Here is a 26176-nt window from a genome sequence, read left to right as displayed (position 1 = left end):
TACACGTAAAGAAGGCGGTTACGCAGACGTGATGTATTGAAACAGGTATCCACGCCATGCCTTAAAATCGGGGAATGTCAGGTGATCGCCTCAAGCCGTTCCTTGGACATGCTGCCCGGAACGATGGTCAGGGGGATCGGTAGGGTGCCCGAGGACTTCATCATATGGCTGACGATGGGGCCGGGACCCTTTTTATCGCTGGCCGCGCCAAGGACCAAAACGCCGACCTCGGGGTCCTCGTTCACCTGTTGAAGGATCTGTTCGACCGCCTCGCCCTCGCGGATGACCAGTTCGGGCGTGATCGCATGGCGGTCGCGCATCCATTTGGCAAAGACCTCATAATGGGCCTCGATCCGTTCGCGGGCTTCTTCGCGCATCAGGTCGCCAATCCCGATCCAGTGGTTGAATTCCTCGGGGGGAATCACGGACAGGATTTGCACACCGGCCCCGGTGTTTGCCGCACGCATGGCGGCAAAACGCATCGCATTCAGGCATTCGCGGCTGTCATCCAGCACGACCAGAAATTTACGCATGGCGGGGCCTCCTTGTTCGGGGATACTGCGCAGGCTTGGCCCGTCATGCAAGCAAAGTCGCATCGCATAGGTCCAAAGAAGAACAAACGCCTCTGGCGGGGAACCAGAGGCGCGGGGCGAATTCGGCGGGGAAACCAAGCGCCCGATGCCCGAGAAGGTCTTTTGGGGGAACATGCCTCGGGGTAACCGGCGCAGGTGCCGGTCACGGGTCAGGCTAGGGGATTCGTACAACCGAAATGTGACACGGGCGGAAAGTGATCCCCGCCCGCGTGAAATGTTACGACCGGATCATGCCGACGATGTCGTAGGTCTGTTTCAGGATCGGCGCAGCGATCTCGCGCGCACGCTCGGCCCCGCGGCCCAGAATGCGGTCGATCTCGGCGGTGTCCTGCATCAGGCGCGACATCTCGGTCGAAATCGGGGCCAGCTTATCCACCGCCAAATCGGCCAGCGCCGGTTTGAATGTGCCAAATTGCTGACCTGCGAATTCGGTGACGACCTCTTGGGGGGTCTTGCCCGACATTGCGGCGTAGATGTTGACCAGATTACGTGCCTCGGGACGCTCGGACAGATCGTCATAGGTCTCGGGCAAGGGATCGGGGTCGGTCTTGGCCTTGCGGATCTTCTTCGCAATCGCATCCGCATCGTCGGTCAGGTTGATGCGGCTCATGTCCGAGGGATCGGATTTCGACATCTTTTTCGACCCGTCGCGCAGGCTCATGACACGGGTGGCCGCGCCCTCGATCACCGGCTCGGTCACGGGGAAGAAATCCACGCCAAAGTCGTTGTTGAACTTGATCGCGATGTCGCGGGTCAGTTCCAGATGCTGTTTCTGGTCCTCGCCCACGGGCACATGCGTCGCGTGATAGATCAGGATGTCGGCCGCCATCAGCGCGGGATAGGCAAACAGGCCCAGCGACGCGTTTTCCTGGTTCTTGCCGGCCTTGTCCTTCCACTGGGTCATGCGCTTCATCCAACCCATGCGCGCGACGCAGTTGAAAATCCACGCCAGTTGCGCGTGCTCGGGCACTTGGCTCTGGTTGAACAGGATCGATTGTTCCGGATCGATACCGGCGGCGATAAAGCCTGCGCACAATTCACGCGTGGCGTTGGTCAGTTTGGCAGGGTCTTGCCAGACGGTGATGGCATGCAGATCGACCATGCAGAAAATTGTGGGCATGCCACTGTTGTTTTGCATGTCGACGAACCGGGTCATAGCGCCCAGATAATTGCCCAAAGTCAGGTTGCCCGAGGGCTGGATCCCTGAAAAGACGCGCGGTGTGTGGACCACCTCCGTCATAATATACTCTCCGTCTGGAATTTCATGTACTGCTCGCTTACCCATGCAGGGACAGCCCGTCAACATGACGCCACGCGCAAAGGACCCGCTATGACCGATCTGAACGAGGCCCCGATTAATCCGTTGCCCCCTGTGGTCTGGGCCTTGGTCGTGCCGATGGCCATGGCCGAACTGATGTTCAACATGGGCGCGCGCGGCCTGATCGGCGGGGCGGGAGCGGTCGGTTGGCGTTTGGCCGCCATTCAGGATTTCGCCTTTTCGGCCGAGGCGCTGCGCTGGATGGTGGAAACGGGGCGTTATCCGGTGGAGTTGCTGTGGCGGTTCGTGACCTATCCGTTTGTGCACGCCCAATTGTCCCAAGCGGTGTTTGCCATCGTGTTCATTCTGGCGCTGGGCAAAATGGTGGGCGAGATTTTCCGCGCATGGGCCGTTCTGGCCGTGTTTTTCGGCAGCTCGATCTTCGGCGCGATCATGTACACGATCCTTGTGCCCAAACCGATCCTGTTGGTCGGGGCGTTTCCGGGGGCATACGGTCTGATCGGGGCGTATTCGTTTCTGCTCTGGGTGACCTTGGGCGCGCGGGGCCTTAATCAGGCCAGTGCCTTTACCCTGATCGGGTTTCTGATGGGGCTACAGTTGCTGTTTGGCGCGCTGTTCGGGTCCAGCCCCGATTGGGTGGCGGAACTGTTCGGTTTTGTCGCGGGGTTCGCCCTGTCCTTTGTGGTCAGTCCGGGCGGCTGGTCCCGCCTGATGGCCAAGATGCGGCGCGATTAACCGCGCTCGCCGCGGCGCAATGCCGATTTGAAATCCCCAAGGCGGAAGGCCCCGATCACATGGCCGCCGCCGAAATAGATCACGCAGCCAAGGATGACGAGGGCAAGCAGCGCGAGGTATTTCACCCCGCCCATCGCCAACAGAGGCGCCATAAGATGCGCCGCGCCAAACAGCGCAACGCCCATGATGGCCGAGGCGGCAAAGATACGCGGCACACGGGTCCAGAACCGCGCGTCAAACCGCGCCGCCGCCCCCATGTTGCGCGACCAGATCCACAGCAGCGCGACCATTCCCCACGCGGCCAGCGTCGTGCCCCATGCAGCGGCGATAAAGCCCAGCGTGCCGATCAATCCAATCGCCACGCCCGCGTTGATCACCAGCGAGGCCAGCGCGAAATAGAACGGACGTTTCGTGTCCTCGCGCGCGAAATAAAGCGGTTGCAGCACCTTTTGCAGAACAAACGCGGGCAGGCCAAGGCCATACACCATCAATGCCTGCGCGGTGAACTGGCTGTCCTCGGCACTGAACTGGCCGCGCTCGAACAGCACCGAAATCAGGGTCACGGGGATCGCGATCAGGGCGGCGGCGGCAGGCACGGTCATCGACAGGGCGAACTCGCCCGCGCGGCTGAGGGCGTGACCGCCCCCGTCCTCATCCCCCGCGCGCAGACGGCGCGACAGATCGGGCAACAGGACCACGCCAACGGCAATTCCGACCACCCCAAGGGGCAGTTGATACAGGCGATCCGCATAGTTCAGCCAACCGATCGCGCCCTCAAAAAAGCTGGCAACCTGACGGCCAACCAACAGGTTGATCTGCACCACCCCACCGGCCATCGCGGCAGGCGCGGCGATGATGGCCAAGCGGCGCAACTCGGGCGTCATATGCGGGCGGGTGGGGATCAAACGGAACCCCGCGCGCGACGCCGCAACCCAGACCAGCGCCATTTGCGCCACACCCGCAATCGGCACGGTCCATGCCAGTGTCAGGCCCGTGTCCCAACCGGCCGCGCCCCCGATCCAGAGCGCGCCGATAAACAGCACGTTCAACAGAACCGGCGCGGCGGCGGCGGCGGCAAACCGTCCCGTGGCGTTCAGAACGCCCGACAGCAGCGCGGCAATGGAAATGAACAGGATATAGGGAAACGCGATCCGCCCGAAGGCGACGGCCAGATCGAACCGTTCATCCCCCGCAAACCCCGAGGCCATCATCAACACCAGAGCGGGCATGAACAACTGGGCGATCAGGGTGAACAGGATCAGGATACTGGCCAGCCCCGTCAGGGCGTCGCGGGCGAATTCATGTGCGCCTTCGCCTGCCTCAACCTTTTTGGAAAACATCGGCACAAAGGCCATGTTGAACGCACCCTCGGCAAAGAACCGACGGAACATATTGGGCAGGGAAAAGGCAACCAAAAAGGCTTCGGCCACCGGTCCCGTGCCCAGATAGGCCGCGATCAAAATGTCGCGCACAAAGCCGAGGACGCGGCTGCAGAGGGTCCAAAACCCGACGGTCAGAAACCCCGATAGCAACCGCACCGGCGCCATTATTTCTTGGCCCTTTGCGCACCGGCTTCAACGGCGGCGCGCAGTTTCTTGTCCAATGCGTCCTGCCGACCCTGCGAGTGCAGTTTCAGCCCGAACAGGTCTTTGACATAGAACGTATCCACCACCTGCGCCCCGTAGGTCGCGATCATCGCCGAGGCGATATAGATGTTGTTCTCGGCCAAGGTCCGCGTCAGATCGTGCAGCAGGCCCGGACGGTCGCGCGTGTCGACCTCGATGATCGTGTAGATCTCGGACCCCTCGTTGTCGAAGGTGATCGAGGTCGGGAAACGGAAGCCTGCTTCGCGCTTGGACAGCTTGTCACGGTCGGCCAGTTTCTCGCGTGCGACGACCTCACCCAGCAGGGTTTTCTGGATCATCTGGCTGAGACGGGGCAGGCGTTGCTGTTCATAGGGGGCGCCATCGGCGTCCTGAATCCAGAACACGGCGGTCGCATAGCCGTCCGAGGACGTATAGGTCCGCGCATCCACAACGTTCGCCCCGACAAGCGCCAGCGCGCCCGACAGACGCGAGAAAATCCCGGGGTGATCGGCAAGCGCGAAACACGCCCGCGTCGCGTCGCGGTCTTCATCCGGTTTCATGTCGATGCGGATTTCACCGTTGGAAATTCCGCGCAGCAGGTTCGCGAACACGACGTGGGTGTCGGTCTGCAAGCCCTGCCAATACGGGTCGTAGTGGCGTTTGGTTTCCGTGCGCAGGGCGGTGCGATCCCAATCGACCAACGCATTGCGCAGGTCCTTTTTGGCATCGGCCACGCGGGCCTCGCGGTTGACCGCCTCTAGGCCGTTTTCAAGCGCCTCGGCGGTGTGGCTGTAGAGATTGCGCAGCAACTGCGCCTTCCAGTTGTTCCACGTCCCCGGACCCACGCCGCGAATGTCACAGACCGTCAGGACCGTCAGCAGGTCCAGACGTTTCTGGGTTTTGACCAGCTTGGCGAAATCGCGCACGGTGCGCGGATCGGACAGGTCGCGGCGCTGGGCGATATCGGACATGCGCAGGTGATAGCGCACCAGCCATTCGACCGTTTCGCATTCCTCGGGTTTCAGCCCCATGCGCGGTGCAACCTTGCGCGCGATTTTCGCGCCAAGAACCGAATGATCCTCGGGCCGACCCTTGCCGATATCGTGCAGCAGCAGGGCCAGATACAGAACCTTGCGGTTCACGCCATCCTTAAGGATGCGGCTGGCGACAGGCAGGCTTTCGACCAGTTCTTCGCGCTCAATCTGGGCCAGAACCGAGATGCACTGGATCGTGTGTTCATCCACCGTGTAGTGGTGATAGACATTGAACTGCATCATCGCGACGATGGGTTTGAACTCGGGCACAAAGGCGCCCAGCACCCCCAATTCGTTCATCCGCCGCAACGAGCGTTCGGGGTTGCCGTGTTTCAACAGCAGGTCCATGAACAGACGCTTTGCGTTCTTGTCGTTGCGCATCTCGTCATCGATCAGATGGAGGTTCGCCGCGATCGCGCGCATCGCGTTGGGGTGAATCAACATCCCCGTGCGCAGGGCCTCTTCGAACAGGCGCAGGATGTTCAACTTGTCCTGAAAGAACTCGGTGTCATCCTTGATCGCCAGACGGTTATGGATGATCTCATACAGGGGCTTGGTCTTGCGACGACGGCGAAAGAACCCAAGGATCGCGGGTTCTTTTTTGACGTGCATCGCCTCCAGCGCGGTCAGGAAAATCCGCGTCAGATCGCCCACATGGGTGGCGTGGTAGAAGTAGTCCTGCATGAAATGTTCAACCGCACGACGCCCGCCGTGATCGGTGTATCCCATGCGGCTGGCGACCTCGATCTGCATATCAAAGGTCAACTGATCCATCGCGCGATTGGAAATCAGGTGCAGATGACAACGCACGGCCCAGACAAAGTTCTCGGCATTGTCGAACTGGCGGTATTCGTCCGCCGTGAACACGCCCAGATCGACAAGCGCCTCGGGGTCGTCCACGTGGTGTACGTATTTCGCGATCCAGAACAGGGATTGCAGATCGCGCAGACCGCCTTTGCCCTCTTTGATGTTGGGTTCTAGAACGTAACGCTGACCGCCTTGTTTGCGGTGCCGATCCGAGCGTTCCTGCAGCTTGGCCTCGACGAAATCGGCGGCGGTCGAACTGAACAAATCGCTCCACAGGCGGTTGTGCAACTCATCCGCCAGCTTTTCGTCGCCACAGAGGAACCGGTGCTCCAACAGGGCGGTGCGGATCGTGTAATCCTCACGTCCGAGGCGCAGACAGTCTTTGATCGTGCGGCTGGAATGGCCGACCTTCAGCTTGAGGTCCCACAGCATATAGAGCGCGGATTCGATCACGCTCTCGGCCCAAGCGGTCACCTTGTAAGGCGTCACGAACAACAGATCGACGTCCGAATGCGGGGCCATTTCCGCGCGGCCATAGCCGCCCACGGCGATGACCGACATACGCTCGCCCTCGGTCGGGGTGCTCAGCGGGTGCAGGATCTGGGACGAGGTGCGAAACACGTTCAGCACCAGACAATCCGTCAGATAGGCATAGGCGCGAACGGTCTTTTCGGCGGCAAACGGGTGTTTGGTAAACGCCGCGGCGATGACGTCATTGCCGTGTTTGCGCGCCTCGTTCAGGTGCTTGACCACCATATTGCGGATGTCGCGGGGCGCGTCGCCGTTTTGGCGTGCGGCCTCAATCGCGGCGTCCAGCGCGGCTTGGTCGAAAATAGTCGACGCCGGACAGATCAATCCATCCGGCGTGCGATCGCGGGGGTCATTGGGACGTTGGTCAGGAACCGGCGCCGCCGAAGCTTCTTGGTGCAGGGTCAATCACTACCACCTGATTATTCTGGATTTCTGCGACCGCTAGGCCGCGTTCGTTCGTTCCGTCCGCTTTCAGGCGGAACACACCGTTCACACCGGCAAAACCCTGCGCTTGGGTAAGGCTGCCGACGGTCAGCGCGTTGCTGTCCCCCTGTTGGACAAGCGCACCAATAGCGGCAATCGCGTCATAGGCCAAGGCACTGAATGGCAGGGGCGGTTGACCGAATGCGGCTTGATAGCGGCTCTCGAACGCGGTGGTCAGTGCCGGATCGGGCAGGGCGAACCAACCGCCCTGAACACCGGGCAAGGACAGTGTGCTGGGCGGGATGTCCCAGCGGGTCAGGCCCATGAATTGATATTGCGACGGGTCCACGCGGTTTTCCGGCAACAACTGGGTCAACAGGGGCAGGGCGCCCGCGCTATCGGCGGTAAAGAACAGGGCCTCGGCACCGCTGCTGCGGGTGGCCGACGCGATCCCCGAGATCGCCTGAACCACACCGTTTTGCGAGAATTCATAGGATTGCTCGCCCACGATGGTCGCGCCCGAACGCGACGCGGCGTTGCGGATGGCGGTCGCGCCCAGTTCACCGGCGACGTTCTGGTCACGCACGATCAGGATTTGATCACGGCCCTGACGCGCAGCATAGGACACCATGCGGTTGGCGGTGTTCTGGAAGGTCGGGCCAAGGACAAAGACGTTGCCGCCCGCGATCTCGGTGTTGTTGGAAAAGGCCAGCACGTTCACGTTGCGCGATGCGACGGCCAGGCCGGCGGCATTGGCGTTTTGCGCATAAAGCGGGCCGATGATGATCTTGGCGCCCTCGGACACGGCCTCTTGGGCCATGGCGGCGGCCTGATCGGGGTTGCCAGCAGTGTTATAGACGCGCAGGTCGATTTCCACGCCCTCAAGGTCCGAAATCGCCAGACGCGCCGCGTTTTGCAGGCTGGTCGCGGCCAGATCATCGGCAGCGTTGGCCGATCCGCCGGGCACCAACAGGGCCACGGGCACGGCGTTGCGGGTGTTGATGCTGGGGCCCGAACCGGTTGCAACCGGCTGACACGCGACCAATGCCAACATCGCTGCCCCAAGTGCCGCAGGTTTGGCGAACGGCTTGCAGCGGCCTTTGAAAATAGCCAACATAAATCAAACTCCTCAATCCCGGTTCCCGGGGCCCAACTTGCGGCGCAGGTTAAGACCTAAGCCCCTGCAAGTAAACGTTACATAAAGAAAGCGGGTGTTCTTTGACCCCAATCGAAACCAAACTCAACCCTGGACTGTATTTCGTGGCGACCCCTATTGGTGCGGCCCGTGATATCACGTTGCGCGCGCTTGATATTCTGGCCTCGGCCGATGTTCTGGTGGCCGAGGATACCCGCACCTTACGACATCTGATGCAGATTCACGGCGTTGCCTTGGGGGATCGGCATGTCATCGCCTATCATGAGCACAGCCCCCCCGGAGTGCGTGACAAATTGGTCGCACAAATGGCCGGCGGCGCCTCAATCGCCTATGCAAGCGAGGCGGGAACGCCCCTTGTGGCCGACCCGGGGTATCAGCTGGCACGTGCATCAATTGATGCAGGCATAGACGTTCTGACCGCGCCCGGACCGTCGGCCATTCTGGCGGCGCTGACGGTTGCGGGCCTACCGTCGGACCGGTTCATGTTCGCCGGTTTCGCGCCCACGGCAAAATCCGCGCGGCGCAGTTGGATCGCCGATCTGGCCGAGATTCAGGCGACGTTGATCATGTATGAATCACCCAAACGTGTCGCCGCGTTACTGGCCGATCTGGCCAGTATCATGGGCGAGGATCGGCGCGGGGTGGTGTGCCGTGAGTTGACCAAACGATTCGAGGAAACCCGACGCGGCACTTTGGGCGAATTGGCGGCCTCCTTGGCCGAGCATCCGGTCAAGGGTGAGATCGTCGTGTTGATCGACCGCGCTGAGCCCAAACAGGCCAGCGAACAGGATGTCGAGGCCGCGCTGACCGAGGCCCTGACGCGCCTTTCGGTCAAGGACGCCGCTGCCGAGGTCGCCGCCGCCCTGAACCTGCCGAAACGTCAGGTGTACCAAATGGCCTTGGCGCACCAGAAATGAAATCACGGGGTCAGCACGCCCATTACGGCGGTCTGGCCGCCGAGGACATCGTCGCCCGCGATTACGCCGCGCGGGGCTATGAGGTGTTAGAACATCGCTGGCGCGGGCAGGGCGGGGAAATCGACCTGATCGTGCAGAACGCAGAAACGGTCGCGTTTGTGGAGGTCAAGCGCAGCAAAAGTTTCGCCCGCGCCGCGACCCATCTGTCGCCGGCCCAAACCCGCCGCCTGTTTGCCGCCGCATCCGAATATGTCGGGCGCCTGCCGACGGGGCAGTTGACCCCGATGCGGTTCGATGTGGCCCTTGTAGATCAGGCCGGACAGATACAGATTATCGAGAACGCTCTGGGGACCTGAACACCGGCCTAACGGGAATGTGAGATTGCAACACACCCCGTCACGGTCCATGTATGGCCCAACTATGGAAAGGACTGTGCATGTCTTTGAAGGTCGCTATTCAAATGGATCCCATCGACGGGATCGACATCAACGCCGACACGACGTTCCGTCTGGCCGAAGAGGCGCAGGCGCGGGGGCATACCCTGTTTTACTACACGCCCGATCGTCTGTTCTGGGACAATGGTCGGGTCAAGGCGCGGGGCTGGCCCCTGACCGTGCGGCGTGAGATCGGCAACCATTTCACCCTTGGCGACGAAACGGTCGAAGATCTGGGCGATTGGGATGTTGTGTGGCTGCGCCAAGACCCGCCGTTCGACATGGGCTATATCACCACGACGCATATGCTGGACTTTATCCATCCTGAGACGCTGGTCGTGAATGACCCGTTCTGGGTGCGCAACTTCCCTGAAAAGCTGTTGGTGCTGCAGTTCTCCGATTTCATCCCGCCGACCATGATTGCGCGCGATCTGGAGACGATCAAATCGTTCAAGGCCGAGCACGGCGATATCATCCTGAAGCCGCTCTATGGCAATGGCGGGGCGGGCGTGTTCCGTCTGGATCACAGCGACCGCAACCTTGCCTCGCTGCATGAGCTGTTCACCGGCATGTCGCGCGAACCGATGATCGTGCAGAAATTCCTGCCCGCCGTCTCTGCGGGGGACAAGCGTGTGATCCTTGTGAACGGTGAACCCGTCGGGGCGATCAACCGTGTGCCGGCCGAGGGCGAAACGCGCTCGAACATGCATGTGGGTGGACGTCCGGAAAAGGTCGCGCTGACCGAACGCGATCTGGAAATCTGTGCGGCCATCGGCCCGACCCTGCGCGAGAACGGCCAGATTTTCGTCGGTATCGACGTGATCGGCGATTACATGACCGAAATCAACGTGACCTCGCCCACCGGTATGCAAGAGCTGGAGCGGTTCGATGGCACCAACGTGGCGGCGCAGGTATGGCAGGTGATCGAGGACAAACGCTAAGCCTGCGCGGGCGGGTTCTGAACGCGGCGCTGACCCATGTGGAAAAGCCCGCGTTGGCCCGCATTGCATCTGTTGAGGAGGCGCGCCAATCGTTCCGGCGCAAGGCGCGCCTGTTTTTCCGCAGCCCCCGAGGCGCGACCTACACCCCCGTGAACATCGTTCGCGATCTGCCCGGATTGCGCATCACCGGCCCCGAAACGGGGGCGGCGCATCTGCTGTATTTCCATGGTGGTGGCTACATCATGGGCGGGCTGGATACGCACAAAACCCTTGTGGCGCAGATGGCGATCCGCTGTGGCGCCTGTGCGTGGATGACCTCCTATCGTCTGGCGCCCGAACATCCGTTTCCGGCGGCCTTTGACGATGGTCTGGTGGCCTATCGCGGGCTGATTGAGCGCGGCATTTCACCCGATCAGATCGCGATTGGCGGGGACAGTGCGGGGGGCGGACTGGCCTTGGCCGTTGTGGCGGCGGCTGCGGCGGAAAACCTGCCCTTACCGCACGCCTGTTTCGCGTTTTCACCGTGGACCGACCTGACGTTTTCGGGCGCGTCCGTTCTGGCCAATGCGAAAACCGAGGTGATGTTGCCCATCGCGCGCCGGTTCGAGATTTCGGACTATTACCTACAGGGGCAATCGGCGGTTCATCCGCACGCGTCGCCCCTGTTCGGGGATTATCCCGTTGATGTGCCGACGTTTTTGACCGCCTCGGCAACCGAGGCCCTGTTGGATGACACGCGCAGGATGGCGGACAAGCTGCGCGCGAATGGCACGCTGGTGCATGAGGTGATTGAGCAGAACCTGCCCCACGCATGGCCGATTTTCGGGCGGATGCTGCCCGAGGCGATGGGCACGATTGATACGCTGGCCAGATGGCTGGTCGATCAGGGCTGGGACGGCAAGCGATAGCTGAGCGCCTCGGCCACATGGGGCGCGCGGACGTCCGCGCTGTGGTCCAGATCGGCGATGGTGCGCGCCACCCGCAACACACGGTGATAGCCCCGCGCGCTTAGGTTAAACCGGTCCGCCGCACGGCCCAGCATCGCCTGCCCTTCGGCATCCGGCGTCGCGATCTCCTCAAACACATGACCCTCGGCATGGGCGTTGGTGCCGACCCCATCCATTTCTGAGAACCGCGCGGTTTGAACGTCGCGCGCGGTACGGATGCGGGCGGCGATTATCGCGCTGTCCTCGCCCGAGGGGGGCAGGTCCAGATCGCGGTAGGACACCGGCGGCACCTCGACCCGCAAATCGAACCGGTCCAGCAACGGTCCCGAAATCCGGCCCAGATAGTCCTCGCCACACGCAGGCGCACGGGAACAGGCGGCGGTCGGATCGGACAGATGCCCGCAACGGCACGGGTTCGCGGCGGCCAGCAACATGAACCGGCACGGATAATGCGCATGGTTGTTCGCCCGAGCCACGGTCACCCGCCCTGTTTCCAACGGCTGGCGCAGGGTTTCCAGAACCGCGCGGTTGAATTCGGGCATTTCGTCCAGAAACAGAACCCCGTGATGGGCCAGAGACACCTCACCCGGTTTGGCCCCGCGCCCGCCCCCGACAATCGCGGCGACCGATGCGGTGTGGTGGGGATCGCGAAACGGGCGGCTGCGCGATATGCCGCCCTCAGAAATCAGACCGGCCAACGAATGGATCATGGAGGTTTCCAAGGCCTCGGCGGGCGTCAGATCGGGCAACAGCCCCGGCATCCGCGCGGCCAGCATGGATTTCCCCGCGCCGGGCGGGCCGGTCATGATCATATGGTGATGTCCGGCGGCGGCGATTTCCAGCGCCCGTTTCGCGCGTTCCTGTCCCTTGACGTCGCGCATGTCGCGGGTGGCGGGGGCGGCGGTGACCTCACCCGGGGTGGCGGGGGAAAGGACGGCCGCGCCGGTGAAATGGCGGATCACATCGGACAGGGTGCGCGCGCCGATGACCTCGGTCGCGCCGACCCATGCGGCCTCGGGCGCGCTGGGCGCGGGGCAGAGCATCGTGCGGTCCTCTTCGGCGGCCAGAACGGCGGCGGGCAGGGCACCGGCAACGGGCATCAATACCCCGTCCAGCGACATTTCCCCAAGGGAAAGGGAACGCTCAACCTCATCGCTTGGGATCACCTCGATCGCGGCCAAGAGGGCTAGGGCGATGGGCAGGTCGAAATGCGACCCCTCTTTGGGCAGATCGGCAGGGGACAGGTTCACGGTGACGCGTTTGGACGGCAGGGCCAGCATCATCGACGCCATCGCGGCGCGGACGCGTTCGCGGGCCTCGCTGACGGCCTTGTCCGGCAGGCCGACAATGGAAAACGCGGGCAGACCGGGGGTGACGGCGCATTGCACCTCGACGAGGCGCGCCTCAACCCCTTCAAACGCGACCGTGTAGGCGCGTGCCACCATGACCGACCATCCTGACCTGTTCACCCGATGGTTAACCATTGGGCGAACAGGGTTAATGCGGGGTTAACGCGCGCGGACGGGCGTTAAGACCACAGGCTCTCGGGCCACGGGGTCCAGTCGAGGGGCAGTTGATAGCTGCCCTTGAACGTGTCGCCGTAGTCCTCGGTCAACGCGCCCTCGCGCCATTTCAGGAAGGCGGGGTCGTTGATATGTGCGTGCGCATAATCCATCGCCATGTCACTGACCGGTAGTTTGTGGGTGATGATACGCGTCGCGACGGGGGCGTAGAACACATCGGCGATGCTATAGTCACCAAACAACCACGGACCGTTTTGCCCATAGGTTGTGCGCGCCTGACACCACAGGGTCTCTAGCCGCGCCAGATCGGCCAGAACGGCGTCGGATGGCTCAAACCCCAACCAGATACGTTGCAGGTTCATCGGGCACGCCCCGCGCAGGGCACCAAAGCCCGAATGCATTTCCGCCGTGATCCAACGCGCGAGTGCCCGCGCGCCTGCATCCTTGGGCCACATGCCCGCATCGGGATGACGGTCGTTCAGGGTCTCGGCCATGGCCAGCGTGTCCTGCACGATATGGCCCTCGGGCGTGCGCATTACGGGTACGGTGCGGGCGGGGAAGAGGGGCTTCATGTCCTCGGACATCGTGCCCTGATACATCCCGATCGCGTGCTCTGTGACCGGAATGCCGAATTTTTCAAACAACAGCCAGCCGCGCAAAGACCAGCTGGACAAGGTTTTATCACCAATAAAAAGATCATAGCTCATACCCCAACGGCTAGCCGCAAAGCCCCGCCATACAAAACGATATTTGGTGATGGCACCGATCACGAACGCTGAACCGTGCCGCCCGTTCGGTAAATTTCCGGAACCAAAGTGATCCAATCCGCGTTTGCCCACGTACCCATCATGAAACCGACCGGTAAGATCAGGAGCGGGACATGGCATTCGACGGACAGGCCGACCAGAAATTTTCACGCCGCGCGATGAAGGCGGAATTGCTCGACGCAGAAACCGAGGCACAGCTGGCCTATGCGTGGCGCGATCAACGTGACGAAGAGGCGCTTCACCGCCTGATCACCGCCTATATGCGACTGGCAATTTCGATGGCGTCCAAGTTCAAACGTTATGGCGCGCCGATGAATGACCTGATCCAAGAGGCAAACCTTGGCCTGATGAAAGCGGCCGAGAAATTTGATCCCGACCGTGGCGTGCGCTTTTCGACCTATGCCGTCTGGTGGATCAAGGCCTCCGTTCAGGATTATGTCATGCGAAACTGGTCGATGGTGCGCACCGGCTCAACCTCGGCGCAAAAGGCACTGTTTTTCAACATGCGCCGCGTTCAGGCCCAAATCGAACGTGAGGCCGCCGCCGCCGGTGAAGAGCTGGACGGCCATCAGTTGAAACAACGCATCGCGATCGAAATTGGCGTGTCCGAAAACGACGTCGAAACCATGCAGGGTCGCCTGTCGGGGTCGGATTTTTCCCTGAACGCCACCCAGTCGTCCGAGGACGAGGGGCGGGAATGGATTGACACGATTGAGGATACCGGCGAACAGGCCGATGCCGCTGTTGAGCACGCCCATGACACCGAACAACTGCGCGAATGGCTGTTGAACGCGATGTCTGCGTTGAATGACCGCGAACGCTATATCGTGCAGGAACGCAAGCTCAAGGACGACAGCCGCACCCTTGAAAGTCTGGGTGAGGAACTGGGCCTGTCCAAGGAACGCATCCGCCAGCTAGAGGCCGCCGCGTTTCAAAAAATGCGCAAAAACCTTGAAACCCAGAGCCGTGAGGTCCATCACTTCTTGATGTGAGACAGACCTTACATATCGCGGCCCTGTGCCTGATGGGGTGCCCCACGTGGGCACGCGACATCGCCACAGTTGCCGACATCCCGCCCGCGCCCATCGTGATCGTGGGCGAGGTGCATGATAACCCGCACCATCATCAATTTCAGGCCGACGTGATTGCGGCCCAGCGCCCCTCCGCCGTGGTGTTTGAGATGCTGTCGCCCGAACAAGCCGCCGCGACCTCGCCCGAGCTTTTGGGCGATGCAGCGGCTCTTGAGGCCGCTTTAGGGTGGGAGGCGTCCGGTTGGGCGGATTTCGATATCTATTATCCGATCTTTGCCGCGCTGGGCGAGGCGCGTGTTTACGGTGCCGCCGCGCCGCGTGACACGGTACGTGCGGCCATTGGTTCAGGTGCGGCGGCGGTGTTTGACGGCGATGCGGCGCGGTTCGGATTGGATAAACCCCTGCCAGATGCCCAGCAGGCCGCGCGCGAGGCCGACCAACAGGTGGCCCATTGCAACGCCCTGCCCGAACAGATGCTGGGCGGCATGGTTGAGGCCCAGCGCCTGCGCGATGCGACATTCGCCGCCGTGACGGCGCAAGCCCTATCGGACACCGGCGGTCCGGTGATCGTCATCACCGGCAACGGCCACGCCCGCCGTGATCGCGGTATTCCCGCCGCGCTGGCCCATGCGGGCATCACGGACGTCATCGCCTATGGTCAGTTTGAGGAGCCGCCCGAGGGCGATGTGCCCTTTGACCTCTGGCGCGTCACCGATCCGGTCGAACGCGACGATCCCTGCGCCGCGTTTTCGAAATAGGTCGGGCCGGGCGGCACCAAAGGCGGGGTCAGGCCGTGCTTGTCACCGCATCCCCCCGCGCGTAGACATATCCCAAAGCCACAGTCGCGGGGGGCAAACATGCTGGCGGGCAAGCGTATTTTGCTGATCATTGGCGGCGGAATTGCCGCGTATAAATCGTTGGACCTGATGCGCCGGTTGCGTGATCAGGGCGCAACGGTTGTGCCCGTTCTGACCCGCGCGGCCGAGGAATTCGTGACGCCCCTGTCCGTTGCCGCATTGGCCGGACACAAGGTCTATCGCGACCTGTTCGATCTGAACGAAGAGGCCGAAATGGGCCATATCCAACTGTCCCGTTCGGCCGATCTGATCCTTGTGGCGCCTGCCACCGCCGATCTGATGGGCAAGATGGCAAACGGTCTGGCCAATGATCTGGCGTCCACCCTGTTGATGGCGACGGATACACCGGTGATGATCGCCCCCGCAATGAATGTGCGCATGTGGGAACACCCCGCGACGCGGCGCAATCTGGCGACCCTGACCGGTGGCGGGATCACCTGCGTCGGGCCCGAAGAGGGCGCGATGGCCTGTGGTGAATTCGGTCCCGGTCGTCTGTCCGAGGTCGATCAGATCGTTGCCGCCGTCGCGGATCATTTCGCCGACGGGCCGCTGACCGGTCGCCATGTCATTGTGACCTCGGGTCCGACGCATGAACCGATTGATCCCGTGCGCTATATCGCGAACCGGTCCTCGGGCGCGCAGGGCAGCGCGATTGCGGCGGCCCTTGTCGCATTGGGCGCCAAGGTCACGTTCATCACCGGCCCCGCCTCTGTCGCGCCGCCTGCGGGCGTGGACGTCGTTGCCGTGGAAACCGCACAGGCCATGTATGACGCCGTGCACGCCGCCTTGCCCGCCGATGCCGCGATCTTTGCCGCCGCTGTCGCCGATTGGCGGGTGACGAATGCCAGCGGGTCCAAGATGAAAAAGGACGGTTCGGGCAGCCTGCCGCAGCTGGAATTCGCCCAGAACCCCGACATTCTGGCCACCATCAGCCAGCTGGAGGAACACCGCCCCGAATTGGTCGTGGGCTTTGCCGCCGAAACTGATGACGTGATCGCCAACGCGACCCTGAAACGGGCGCGCAAAGGGTGCGATTGGATCGTGGCCAATGACGTGTCGCCCGAAACCGGCATCATGGGCGGCGCGGAAAACGCCGTGACCGTGATCACCGCCGAGGGCGGCGAAAGCTGGCCTCGCGCGGGCAAGGATGAGGTCGCGCGCAATCTGGCCGCCAAAATCGCAAAGGCCCTGACATGACCCCGATGATCAAGGTGCTGTTCGACGACTGGGCGGATACGGGCGTGGCCCTGCCGTCCTATGAAACCACGGGCGCGGCGGGCGCGGATGTGCGCGCGAACCTGCGCCCCGAGGATCGTGAGACCGGCCTGACCTTGGCGGCGGGTGAGCGGGCGTTGGTCCCCACGGGCTTGCGCGTTGAAATCCCTGAAGGGTTCGAAATTCAGGTGCGCCCGCGTTCGGGTCTTGCCTTTAAACACGGGATTTCGATCCCCAATGCACCCGGCACAATCGACAGCGATTATCGCGGGCCGCTGGGGGTGTTGTTGATCAACCTGTCCGATCAGCCGTTTCAGATCGCCCATGGCGACCGGATCGCGCAATTGGTCGTGGCACCCGTCGTGCAGGGCGTTTTTGCCACCGCCGAGGACCTCAGCGACACGGACCGTGGCGCGGGCGGGTTTGGCAGCACGGGGCGCGCATAGATGGTTTCGGTTCTGGCGATTGCGGTCCTGATCTGGGGCTTTGGCGCGATCCTGAACGTGCCGGTGCGGGCGCGGATGGTGATGCTGGGCCTGCTGTACCTTGGGGTTCTGATCCTGTTGTCGGTTCTGCCGGACGGTCACCCGATGGTCGAAAACCTTGGCGGGACGCGGAACGAATGGCTGGTCCTTGGGGGGGCGGTTGCGCTGGTCTATGGCTATCGCTGGGCGCTGGGGCAACTGCGCGCCCGTGCCCGCACGGATGAGCCCGCGCCCGTGGTCGCGCCGGACAAGTTCACCGCGACCGAACTGGAACGCTACGCCCGTCATATCGTCCTACGTGAGGTGGGCGGTCCCGGTCAGAAACGTCTGAAAAACGCCAAGGTCCTGGTGATCGGGGCAGGGGGGCTTGGCTCACCCGCGTTGATGTATCTGGCCGCCGCTGGGGTCGGGACGATTGGCGTCGTGGATGATGACACGGTCGATCTGTCGAACCTGCAACGCCAGATCATCCATACCGACGACCGTCTGGACATGCCCAAGGTGTTTTCGGCCCAAGAGGCGATGCTGGCCCTGAACCCGCATATCACCGTGCGCCCCTATCACCGCCGTCTGGACGCAGAAACGGCGGTTGAGATGTTCGCGGACTATGACCTGATCCTTGACGGGACGGACAATTTCGACACGCGGTATATGGTGAACCGCGCCGCCGTCGCGGCGGGCAAGCCGTTGATTTCCGCCGCCATCACCCAATGGGAAGGACAGATCAGCCTCTATGATCCGGCCCGTGATGCGCCATGTTACGAATGTGTGTTCCCCAAGGCACCGGCGGTCGGTCTGGCCCCCAGTTGCGCCGAGGCGGGGGTCATGGGTGCCCTGCCCGGTGTGGTTGGGTCGATGATGGCGGTTGAGGCGATCAAGGACATCGTCGATGCGGGTCAATCCCTGCGCGGGCGGTTGCAATTTTATGACGCCCTTTATGGTGAGAACCGCCAGATGACCGTCAAACGCCGCGCCGATTGCCCCGTTTGTGGGGACGTGCATTAGGGCTCTGGAACTTTGTCACGGGGCACCCTAGCTTGAGTGTGACAAAGGAGTTTTCTTGATGACCAACCCGTTGCTTGGCGACTGGTCGACACCGTTTGACCTGCCCCCCTATGCCGACATTTCCGACGCTGATTTCGAAGAGGCGTTCGAGGTCCTGATTGATGAGGCGCGCGCCGAAATCGCCGCCATCGCCGATCAGACCGACCCGCCGACGTTTGAAAACACGATCGATGCGCTGGAACTGGCGGGGGACCGGTTTGGTCGGATGCTGGGGGTGTTCTATTCCGTCGCGGGCGCCGATAGCACGCCGGAACGCGAACGCCTGCAACGGGAATTCGCGCCGAAACTGTCGGCCTATTCGTCCGAGATTTCGATGAACGCCGCCTTGTTTGCGCGCATCGATACCCTGTGGCAGGCGCGCGCGGACCTGAACCTGAGCGATGAACAGGCGCAGGTTCTGAAACTGACCCATCGCGGGTTCGTCCGTCAGGGGGCACAGTTGCAGGGCGATGCGCGCGATCGCCTGACCGAGGTGAAATCGCGTCTGGCTGTTCTGGGCACGCAATTCTCGCAAAACCTGCTGGCGGATGAGCGCGGGTGGTTTATGCCGCTGGCCGAGGCGGACCTCGACGGTTTGCCCGGTTTCGTACGGGACGGTGCCCGCGCCGCGGGTGAGGAAAAGGGCGCAGACGGTCCCGTTCTGACCCTGTCGCGGTCGTTGATCGTGCCGTTTTTGCAATTCTCGCCGCGTCGCGATCTGCGCGAAAAAGCATTTGCCGCATGGACCGCGCGCGGGGCCAACGGGGGCGAAACCGACAACCGCGATATCGCCGCCGAAATCCTGTCCCTGCGCCATGAACGCGCGACCCTGTTGGGATACGCAGATTTCGCGGCGTATAAGCTTGAGACCGAAATGGCCAAGACGCCCGCGAATGTTGAAACCCTGTTGAAACGGGTGTGGGAACCGGCCAAGGCGACCGCACTGGCCGATGCCGAGGTGCTGCAGGATCTGATGACACAGGACGGCGTGAATGAACCGCTGGCCCCGTGGGATTGGCGGTATTATTCGGAAAAACGCCGCAAGGCCGAGCATGATTTGGACGAAGCCGTCCTGAAACCCTATCTGCAACTGGACCGCATGATCGAGGCCGCCTTTGCCTGCGCGAACCGCCTGTTCGGGTTGGAGTTCGCGCCTCTGGACGTGCCCGCCTATCACCCCGATGTCCGCGTTTATGAGGTCACCCGCAACGGCCAACATGTGGCCGTGTTCATGGGCGATTATTTCGCGCGCGGATCGAAACGGTCGGGCGCATGGTGTTCGGCCAGCCGCAGCCAGCGCAAGCTGGGCGGCGATGTCCGTCCCATCGTGCATAACGTCTGTAACTTTGCCAAACCGCCTGCGGGGCAACCGGCGTTGCTGTCCTATGACGATGCGCGCACGCTGTTTCATGAGTTCGGCCATGCGCTCCACCAGATGCTAAGCGATGTGACGTATGAGAGCATCTCGGGCACGTCCGTGGCGCGTGACTTCGTGGAACTGCCCAGCCAGCTGTACGAACACTGGCTGGAGGTGCCCGAGGTCCTGACCGAATTCGCGACCCATGCCGAGACGGGCGAGCCGATGCCCAAGGACCTGCTGGACCGGCTGTTGGCGGCGGCGACCTATGACATGGGGTTCCAGACGGTCGAATATGTCGCCAGCGCGATGGTCGATATCAAGTTCCACCAAGGCACACCGCCCGCCGATCCGATGGCCGCACAGGCGCAAATCCTGTCGGACATGGGCCTGCCCGATGCGATCACCATGCGCCACGCCACACCGCATTTCGCGCATGTCTTTTCGGGCGACGGCTATTCCAGCGGGTATTACAGTTACATGTGGTCCGAGGTGATGGACGCCGACGCCTTTGCCGCCTTTGACGAGGTGGGGGATGCGTTCGACGCGGACACGGCCAAGCGGCTGGAGCAGTTCATCCTGTCGACCGGCGGATCGCAAGACGCGGATGAGCTCTATGTCGCGTTCCGTGGTCGTTTGCCGGGGCCCGAGGCCCTGTTGGCCGGTCGCGGTCTGGCCTAACAATCGGGGCGGGGTTCAGGCCCCGCCGCGTGCCGCCTGTGCGTTGCGGGCGGGGTCCTTGTGCACGATCAAATCGACCTGCGGATAGGCCTCGACAATCGCGCGTTTCAGACCTGCGCCGATCCCATGCGCAACATAAAGGGTCTGATCCCCGTCCAATTCGATATGGATGTTGACGAAAACCTTGCTGCCGGCCGTGCGGGTTTGCAGGTCGTGGTAACCGCGCACGCCGGGCCAATCGCGCACGATGTCCTCAATCCCCGCGATCAGGTCCGGATCGGCGGCGCGGTCCATCAACGCGTTCCATGCGCCGGTGAACAGACGCGCCGCACCCACGGCCATAAAGACGGCGGCGGCAATGGCGACGATATTGTCGATCTGGCCAATCCCGAATTGCGAGGAGACCCACAGGGCGACGATCGCGCCAATGCTGGGCAGCAGGTCGCCGATGTAATGCAACGAATCCGCTGCTACGACGCGGTTGCCGGTGCGCTTGGCCACGCGCCGTTGCCACAGGACCAGAACCACGGTCAGTAGAATCGAGATCGCCATGACGATGATCCCCGCGCCCTGATCCATCAGGGTCGACGGCGTGCCCGACAACAGACGCATAAACGCAGTCCAGCCAATCGCGCCTGCCGACATCAGGATGAACAACGACTGTCCCAGCGCGGCCAGATCTTCGGCCGAGCTGTGCCCGAAGGTGTGATCGTCATCGGCGGGGCGCGCGGCATAATAGATCGCCACCAACCCGCCCAGCGAGATCATCAAATCCATCGCGCTATCGGCCAGTGACGCCGCCACAGACAGGGCGTTGGTCTGGCTCAACGCCCAGAGCTTGAGCGCGACCAGCACAAACGCCACCCCGACCGAGGCCACGCCCGCAGACAGGTTCAACCGTGTATCGTCATTCTGTGCCATCGGCGCGCCCTTCGATCTGTTGCGGGGGGCGTCCCCTTATTGGATTCTGGGGGCTATTCAAACACTTCGTCGTCGTTGACGCCCCAGATGTCGGATTTCTTGATCCAACCGGCACCGCCACCGGCGGAAATCTCGCACCACGCGGGGACACAGGCGAGCAAACGCGCCACCGCGCCCATCTCGGCATTGGCGGTCACCATGGTTTCGGCGTCCGGCGCGCGGTGCAGTGACGCGAAATCCGTGGTCACCAGAACCGTGCGCACCCCCGATAGCAGGGAATAATGCATCCACCCGCCAAACCCGTCCTGATCACGTACACGACGCCAGTGGCCGAACTCGGCGGTGATTTCCAACGGCTGGTTGCGGTGCTTGTAGACCCAGTCGATTTTATGCGTGCGACCGGGACCACGGCGGGCAAAGCCCTCGCTGGCCTTCATCGACACAAACCGCGGCAGGGGCAGGTTCGTCACGGGCCCCACGTCCTGTGCCTGTGCCAGACCTGATAGTCCCACACTCAACGCAACTGCCCAAAGCAAGTGTCGCATATGCCGCCTCATGAAATACGTTCGCCGTGTTTGCGCCATCTCTGGCGTCGGGGTCTTGTGCAGCGCCCCGTTCTGGGACACTTTGCCATCAAGGGACAGGCTTGGAAAGAGAACGGGGGGCCCTGAATGCCAGCAGAACGTCTAAGTGTTGTCGTCACGCGACGGTTGCCGGAGGTGGTTGAGACCCGTCTTTCCGAACTCTTCAACGTCGAGTTGTCCGTGGCCGACGACAAGATGTCGCGCGAAGATCTGATCCGCGCGATGCAGCGGGCCGATGTACTGGTGCCGACGGTCACCGACCGGATTGATCAGGGGATGCTGGCGGCCGCCGGTGACCGGTTGAAACTGATCGCGAACTATGGCGCGGGTGTGGATCACATCGACGTTCACACCGCCCGTCAGCGCGGCATCTTGGTCAGCAACACGCCGGGCGTTGTCACCGATGACACCGCCGACATGACCATGGCCCTGATTCTGGCCGTGACGCGGCGCATTCCCGAAGGTCTGGCCGTGATGCAGTCCGGCCAATGGGAGGGCTGGACCCCCACCGCGTTTCTGGGCGGTCGAGTCGGCGGTCGCCGTCTGGGCATCCTTGGCATGGGCCGCATCGGTCAGGCCGTGGCGACCCGCGCGCGCGCGTTTGGCATGCAGATCCATTACCACAACCGCACTCGTCTGCGCCCCGAGGTCGAGGCCGCGCATGAGGCCACCTATTGGGAGAGCCTAGACCAGATGATCGCGCGTATGGATGTGGTGTCGATCAACTGTCCGCACACGCCGTCCACGTTCCATTTGATGAATGCGCGTCGCCTGAAACTGTTGAAAAAGGACGCGGTGATCGTGAACACCTCGCGTGGTGAGGTGATCGACGAAAACGCCCTGACGCGCCAGTTGCGGGCCGGGGAGCTGGCCGGTGCGGGTCTGGACGTGTTCGAGCACGGCCATGAAATCAACCCGCGCCTGCGTGAACTCAGCAACGTGGTTCTGTTGCCGCACATGGGCTCGGCCACGGTCGAGGGACGGATGGAGATGGGCGAAAAGGTCATCATCAACATCAAGACCTTTGCTGACGGCCACCGTCCGCCGGATATGGTCGTGCCCTCGATGCTGTGACGCGATTGGAGGTCGGAAAAACGACACAGGTCGGTTTTTTCCTATTTCCGGTCGGTGGCTAAACGCGCGGCGCGTCTGAATCTGGGTATTCCTAGGAAAACATACCCCTAGAGAAGAGTCGCGCCTCATGAAAACCCATGTCAAAGCCCTTGTAGTCGGCGGCGGTGCAATCGGGACCTCGATTGCGTATCACCTTGCGCGTGCAGGGTGGCAGGATGTTATGCTGTTGGAACGGGATGAGCTGACCAGCGGCTCGACCTGGCACGCGGCAGGCCTGTTGCCCTACTTCAACATGAGCTACGCCACCACCCACATCCACGACTATTCGATCAAGTTCTACAAGACGCTTGAAGAAGAGACTGGCCTGAACGCTGGCTTTTCGGTCGTGGGCAACCTGCGTATGGCCCAAACCGACGAGCGCATGGATGAATATATGCTCTATGCGTCAACCGCAGAAACCTGTGGTGTGCCCTATGAGTGGATGACGCCCGAGCAGATCAAAGAGCGTTGGCCGCTGATCAATACCGACGACCTGAAGGGCGCGATCTATCACCCGACCGACGGCTACATTAACCCCGCCGACGTCACCATGGCGATGGCCAAGGGCGCCCGTCAGCGCGGCGTGACCATCGAACGCAAATGGCAGGTCGATGGCTATGAATGGAACGGCAGCGCGTGGCTTGTCACCTGCACCAAGATGATGGACCGCGGCGGCAACCTTGTCCCGACCGAGGAACAGATCGTCATCACCGCCGAGCACGTCGTGACCGCCACCGGCAACCACGCACAGCGCACCGCGCAACTGCTGGGCATCAAGATCCCCGCGATCCCCGTTGAGCACCAGTTCATCGTGACCGAGCCCGATCCCGAACTGGTCGCCTACCGCGAAAACGGCGGCGAAGAGCACCCCGTCATCCGCGACGCCGACGCCAAATGGTACGTCCGCGAAGAGCGCGGCGGCTGGATCCTTGGCCCGTACGAATTGAACGCGCCCGCCCGTTTCGAATACGGCTGCCCCGACAGCTTCCGCGCGGACCTGTTCCCGCTGGATCTGGACCGCATCGAAGAAGAATACATGTCGATGATCCACCGTCTGCCGTCCTCGGAAACGGTCGGTCTGAAAGACGACTTTAACGGCCCGATCTGCTACACCCCCGACGGCAACCCCCTGTTGGGCCCGGCACCGGGTCTGCGCAACATGTGGCTGGCCGAGGGCTTCAGCTTTGGTATCACCGCCGCAGGCGGCACCGGCTATTACCTTGCCCAGATGATGGTCAACGGTGAGGCCGAGATCGACATGGCCTCGCTCGACCCCAAACGCTATGGCAGCTGGATGACCACCGAATACGCCGCGCGTAAAAACGAAGAAGCGTATGAGCACGTCTACATCCTGCACCACCCCGATGAAGAGCGTTCGGCCTGTCGCCCGCTGAAAACCGCACCCGCCTATGACCGCCAAAAGGCGCTGGGCGCACAATTCGGTGCCGTGAACGGGTGGGAGCGCCCGAACTATTACGCGCCCGAAGGGTTCGACGATCACGCCGCGCGCAGCTTCCGTCGTGGTGGCTGGTGGCAATACGCCGAGCAAGAGGCCAAAGCGATCCGCGAAACCGCCGGTCTCATCGACGCAACCGCATTTGCGAAACTGCGCGTCTCGGGTCCGGGCGCGACCGCGTTCCTTGACTGGTTCACCTGTAACAAGCTGCCCAAGGTCGGTCGCATCAACCTGACCTATGCTCTGACGTCGGCAGGCACCACGCGCACCGAATACACCATCGTGCGCGAGGCCGAGGATAGCTATTACCTTGTCTCCGCCGGTGCATGGCAGGCCTATGACCACGATTACCTGCGCAAGGCGGTTGAGGACAAAGAGGCCGAGTTCGGTCGCATCAACGTTCAGGACCTGACCTCGCAATACGGTGTGTTCGCGCTGGCCGGTCCGAACGCGCGGGCGATCCTTGCCGAACTGATCCGCGACGCAGATCCCGAAACCGCGCTGTCGAACAAGCGTTTCCCGTGGCTGTCGGCGCGCGACATCGAACTGATGATGTGCCCCGTCAAGGCGATCCGCGTGGCCTATACCGGTGAGCTGGGCTGGGAGCTGCACCATCCGATCGAGATGCAGAACTATCTGTGGGATCGTCTGATGGCAGCGGGCGAAAAGCACGGCCTGAAACCGGTTGGTGCGCGCGCCCAGAACTGGCTGCGTCAGGAGAAATCCTATCGCGCCTTCGGGACCGAGCTTGGCCGCGACGCGACCCCGCTTGAGGCTGGCCTGAACCGCTTTGTCGATCTGGACAAGGACTTCTACGGCAAGCAGGCGATGCTGGACACGGGTATCCGTGCGAAATGCGTCACCCTGTTGATCGACGGCCCCGAAGGTGCCGATCCGTGGGGCCGTGAGGCGCTCTATGCCGCTGATGGCACGCGCGTTGGTCGTCTGACCTCGGGCGGGTATTCGGTCCATTTCGAGAAATCGATTGGGATGGGCTATGTCGCCCCTGAGCACGCGGAGGTTGGCACCCAACTGAAGGTCAAGATGTTCGATCAGCTGTTTGACGCCGTTGTCGCCGAAGACAGCCCCTATGACCCGAAAAACGTCACCATCCGCGTGGATGGCTAATGAAAAAGGGGGCCGCGTGGCCCCCTTATCTCTCTTCTCTCTCTGGGCCCTCTGCGATGCAGGGGGCCTTTTTTGATCAGGCGCGGCGCGCGTCGTCGGCGCTGATAACGCCGTCACCATTGCGGTCTTTGCGCTTGAACCAGCCTTTGATGCCGTTGTTGTATTCGGCGAACGAAATCTCGCCATCCTTGTCCTTGTCGTACTGCGCGATCATGGCGTCGATGCTGTCGCTGCTGGCCTTTTTGTCGATCTCGTTTTCCGACAGAACCTGTTCGACCATGCGGATGCGGCGCACCAGTTCCTCGCGCGACAGGCTATCGCTGCGGTCACGGTCGAGCAGGCTAAAGACCTGTTCACGGTGGCTTTCGGCCTCGGCCATGGTGATCTCACCATCGCCATTGGCGTCAAAGTTTTTGATAAAAGCTTTGGATTGGGGGTTCGCGGTTGCACCACTGGCAGCCGCAAGCATCAGGGCCGCAAGGCCCAGTCCTACAAATTTCATATTAGCACTCCTGCTCGATTACACGGGCCCGGTTTTCCGGTTGTATTTTGTGTTTGGCGTAAGTGCAGAGTGCCACGAACCTCCAATGTCTCAAAGGGGGAAAATCCTTTTGGCAGGATCAGGGCAAGA

General features: G+C 62.2%; 23 protein-coding genes. 13 read left to right on the top strand and 10 right to left on the bottom strand.

What is annotated here, in order from left to right:
• Window positions 1-77: 77 nt before the first annotated feature.
• Together R1W00_RS11095 and trpS are read right to left on the bottom strand one after the other, a co-directional pair.
• Complete coding sequence (locus R1W00_RS11095; RefSeq protein WP_317262800.1) at window positions 78-533, bottom strand: universal stress protein; 456 nt, start codon at window positions 531-533, stop codon at window positions 78-80.
• Between the two features lie 277 nt (window positions 534-810).
• A complete protein-coding gene (gene trpS / locus R1W00_RS11090; RefSeq protein ID WP_317262799.1) occupies window positions 811-1833 on the bottom strand; it encodes a tryptophan--tRNA ligase in 1023 nt (340 codons plus the stop codon).
• Window positions 1834-1923: 90 nt separating this feature from the next.
• Here trpS and R1W00_RS11085 point away from each other — a divergent pair, with 90 nt between their 5' ends.
• Window positions 1924-2607, top strand: a complete 684-nt coding sequence (locus R1W00_RS11085) for a rhomboid family intramembrane serine protease (RefSeq protein WP_317262798.1) — start codon at window positions 1924-1926, stop codon at window positions 2605-2607.
• Here the strand turns inward: R1W00_RS11085 and murJ are convergent.
• Genes murJ through R1W00_RS11070 form a run of 3 tightly spaced genes read right to left on the bottom strand, consistent with a single transcriptional unit; the run spans window position 2604 to window position 8105 of the window.
• The gene (gene murJ, locus R1W00_RS11080; RefSeq protein ID WP_317262797.1) at window positions 2604-4154 is read right to left on the bottom strand and encodes a murein biosynthesis integral membrane protein MurJ; all 1551 of its coding nucleotides are present in this window, start codon (window positions 4152-4154) and stop codon (window positions 2604-2606) included. The two genes, R1W00_RS11085 and murJ, sit on opposite strands and share 4 nt — an antisense overlap.
• Window positions 4154-6970 carry a [protein-PII] uridylyltransferase gene (locus R1W00_RS11075; RefSeq protein ID WP_410901548.1) on the bottom strand — a complete coding sequence of 939 codons (2817 nt, stop codon included), beginning with the start codon at window positions 6968-6970 and terminating at the stop codon, window positions 4154-4156. The genes murJ and R1W00_RS11075 overlap by 1 nt, the downstream gene beginning before the upstream one ends.
• Window positions 6930-8105, bottom strand: a complete 1176-nt coding sequence (locus R1W00_RS11070; RefSeq protein ID WP_317262796.1) for a penicillin-binding protein activator — start codon at window positions 8103-8105, stop codon at window positions 6930-6932. Before R1W00_RS11070 ends, R1W00_RS11075 begins: the two co-directional genes overlap by 41 nt.
• A gap of 134 nt (window positions 8106-8239) precedes the next feature.
• Here R1W00_RS11070 and rsmI point away from each other — a divergent pair, with 134 nt between their 5' ends.
• The 4 genes from rsmI (at window position 8240) to R1W00_RS11050 (ending at window position 11344) form a co-directional block, all read left to right on the top strand.
• Window positions 8240-9061 carry a 16S rRNA (cytidine(1402)-2'-O)-methyltransferase gene (gene rsmI / locus R1W00_RS11065; RefSeq protein ID WP_317262927.1) on the top strand — a complete coding sequence of 274 codons (822 nt, stop codon included), beginning with the start codon at window positions 8240-8242 and terminating at the stop codon, window positions 9059-9061.
• A complete protein-coding gene (locus R1W00_RS11060) occupies window positions 9058-9417 on the top strand; it encodes a YraN family protein (protein ID WP_317262795.1) in 360 nt (119 codons plus the stop codon). The genes rsmI and R1W00_RS11060 overlap by 4 nt, the downstream gene beginning before the upstream one ends.
• An 80-nt stretch (window positions 9418-9497) precedes the next feature.
• Window positions 9498-10436 carry a glutathione synthase gene (gene gshB, locus R1W00_RS11055; protein ID WP_317262794.1) on the top strand — a complete coding sequence of 313 codons (939 nt, stop codon included), beginning with the start codon at window positions 9498-9500 and terminating at the stop codon, window positions 10434-10436.
• Window positions 10409-11344 carry an alpha/beta hydrolase fold domain-containing protein gene (locus R1W00_RS11050; protein WP_317262793.1) on the top strand — a complete coding sequence of 312 codons (936 nt, stop codon included), beginning with the start codon at window positions 10409-10411 and terminating at the stop codon, window positions 11342-11344. The genes gshB and R1W00_RS11050 overlap by 28 nt, the downstream gene beginning before the upstream one ends.
• On the opposite strand, the gene R1W00_RS11045 is transcribed toward R1W00_RS11050, so the two are convergent.
• Together R1W00_RS11045 and R1W00_RS11040 are read right to left on the bottom strand one after the other, a co-directional pair.
• The gene (locus R1W00_RS11045; protein ID WP_317262792.1) at window positions 11320-12828 is read right to left on the bottom strand and encodes a YifB family Mg chelatase-like AAA ATPase; all 1509 of its coding nucleotides are present in this window, start codon (window positions 12826-12828) and stop codon (window positions 11320-11322) included. The two genes, R1W00_RS11050 and R1W00_RS11045, sit on opposite strands and share 25 nt — an antisense overlap.
• 83 nt (window positions 12829-12911) lie before the next feature.
• Window positions 12912-13613, bottom strand: a complete 702-nt coding sequence (locus R1W00_RS11040; protein WP_317262791.1) for a glutathione S-transferase — start codon at window positions 13611-13613, stop codon at window positions 12912-12914.
• 173 nt (window positions 13614-13786) lie between these two features.
• Here R1W00_RS11040 and R1W00_RS11035 point away from each other — a divergent pair, with 173 nt between their 5' ends.
• From R1W00_RS11035 to R1W00_RS11010, 6 genes are all read left to right on the top strand, one after another.
• Window positions 13787-14665, top strand: a complete 879-nt coding sequence (locus tag R1W00_RS11035) for an RNA polymerase factor sigma-32 (protein WP_317262790.1) — start codon at window positions 13787-13789, stop codon at window positions 14663-14665.
• A complete protein-coding gene (locus tag R1W00_RS11030) occupies window positions 14662-15462 on the top strand; it encodes a ChaN family lipoprotein (protein WP_317262789.1) in 801 nt (266 codons plus the stop codon). The genes R1W00_RS11035 and R1W00_RS11030 overlap by 4 nt, the downstream gene beginning before the upstream one ends.
• A gap of 99 nt (window positions 15463-15561) precedes the next feature.
• Window positions 15562-16758: a bifunctional phosphopantothenoylcysteine decarboxylase/phosphopantothenate--cysteine ligase CoaBC gene (coaBC, locus tag R1W00_RS11025; protein WP_317262788.1), complete on the top strand. Its 1197-nt coding sequence runs from the start codon at window positions 15562-15564 to the stop codon at window positions 16756-16758.
• The gene (gene dut / locus R1W00_RS11020) at window positions 16755-17222 is read left to right on the top strand and encodes a dUTP diphosphatase (protein WP_317262787.1); all 468 of its coding nucleotides are present in this window, start codon (window positions 16755-16757) and stop codon (window positions 17220-17222) included. The genes coaBC and dut overlap by 4 nt, the downstream gene beginning before the upstream one ends.
• Entirely contained in the window at window positions 17223-18266 is a 1044-nt protein-coding gene (locus R1W00_RS11015) for a molybdopterin-synthase adenylyltransferase MoeB (RefSeq protein ID WP_317262786.1), read from the top strand.
• A 58-nt stretch (window positions 18267-18324) separates the two neighbouring features.
• A complete protein-coding gene (locus R1W00_RS11010) occupies window positions 18325-20343 on the top strand; it encodes a M3 family metallopeptidase (protein WP_317262785.1) in 2019 nt (672 codons plus the stop codon).
• 15 nt (window positions 20344-20358) lie between these two features.
• On the opposite strand, the gene R1W00_RS11005 is transcribed toward R1W00_RS11010, so the two are convergent.
• Window positions 20359-21264: a cation diffusion facilitator family transporter gene (locus tag R1W00_RS11005; RefSeq protein ID WP_317262784.1), complete on the bottom strand. Its 906-nt coding sequence runs from the start codon at window positions 21262-21264 to the stop codon at window positions 20359-20361.
• Window positions 21265-21317: 53 nt separating this feature from the next.
• Entirely contained in the window at window positions 21318-21809 is a 492-nt protein-coding gene (locus tag R1W00_RS11000) for an SH3 domain-containing protein (RefSeq protein WP_317262783.1), read from the bottom strand.
• A 126-nt stretch (window positions 21810-21935) separates the two neighbouring features.
• Here R1W00_RS11000 and R1W00_RS10995 point away from each other — a divergent pair, with 126 nt between their 5' ends.
• Both R1W00_RS10995 and R1W00_RS10990 read left to right on the top strand, forming a co-directional pair.
• The gene (locus R1W00_RS10995) at window positions 21936-22922 is read left to right on the top strand and encodes a D-glycerate dehydrogenase (protein ID WP_317262782.1); all 987 of its coding nucleotides are present in this window, start codon (window positions 21936-21938) and stop codon (window positions 22920-22922) included.
• Window positions 22923-23049: 127 nt separating this feature from the next.
• The gene (locus R1W00_RS10990) at window positions 23050-25545 is read left to right on the top strand and encodes an FAD-dependent oxidoreductase (protein WP_317262781.1); all 2496 of its coding nucleotides are present in this window, start codon (window positions 23050-23052) and stop codon (window positions 25543-25545) included.
• A 76-nt stretch (window positions 25546-25621) separates the two neighbouring features.
• Here R1W00_RS10990 and R1W00_RS10985 read toward each other — a convergent pair whose 3' ends face one another.
• Window positions 25622-26047 carry an EF-hand domain-containing protein gene (locus R1W00_RS10985; protein WP_317262780.1) on the bottom strand — a complete coding sequence of 142 codons (426 nt, stop codon included), beginning with the start codon at window positions 26045-26047 and terminating at the stop codon, window positions 25622-25624.
• Between the last annotated feature and the right edge of the window lie 129 nt (window positions 26048-26176).

Source organism: Rhodovulum sp. FJ3 (genome assembly GCF_032918305.1).
Lineage (GTDB): Bacteria > Pseudomonadota > Alphaproteobacteria > Rhodobacterales > Rhodobacteraceae > SAT37.
Note: the sequence above shows the minus strand (reverse complement) of the source record. Positions and strands in the feature narration are given on the sequence as shown.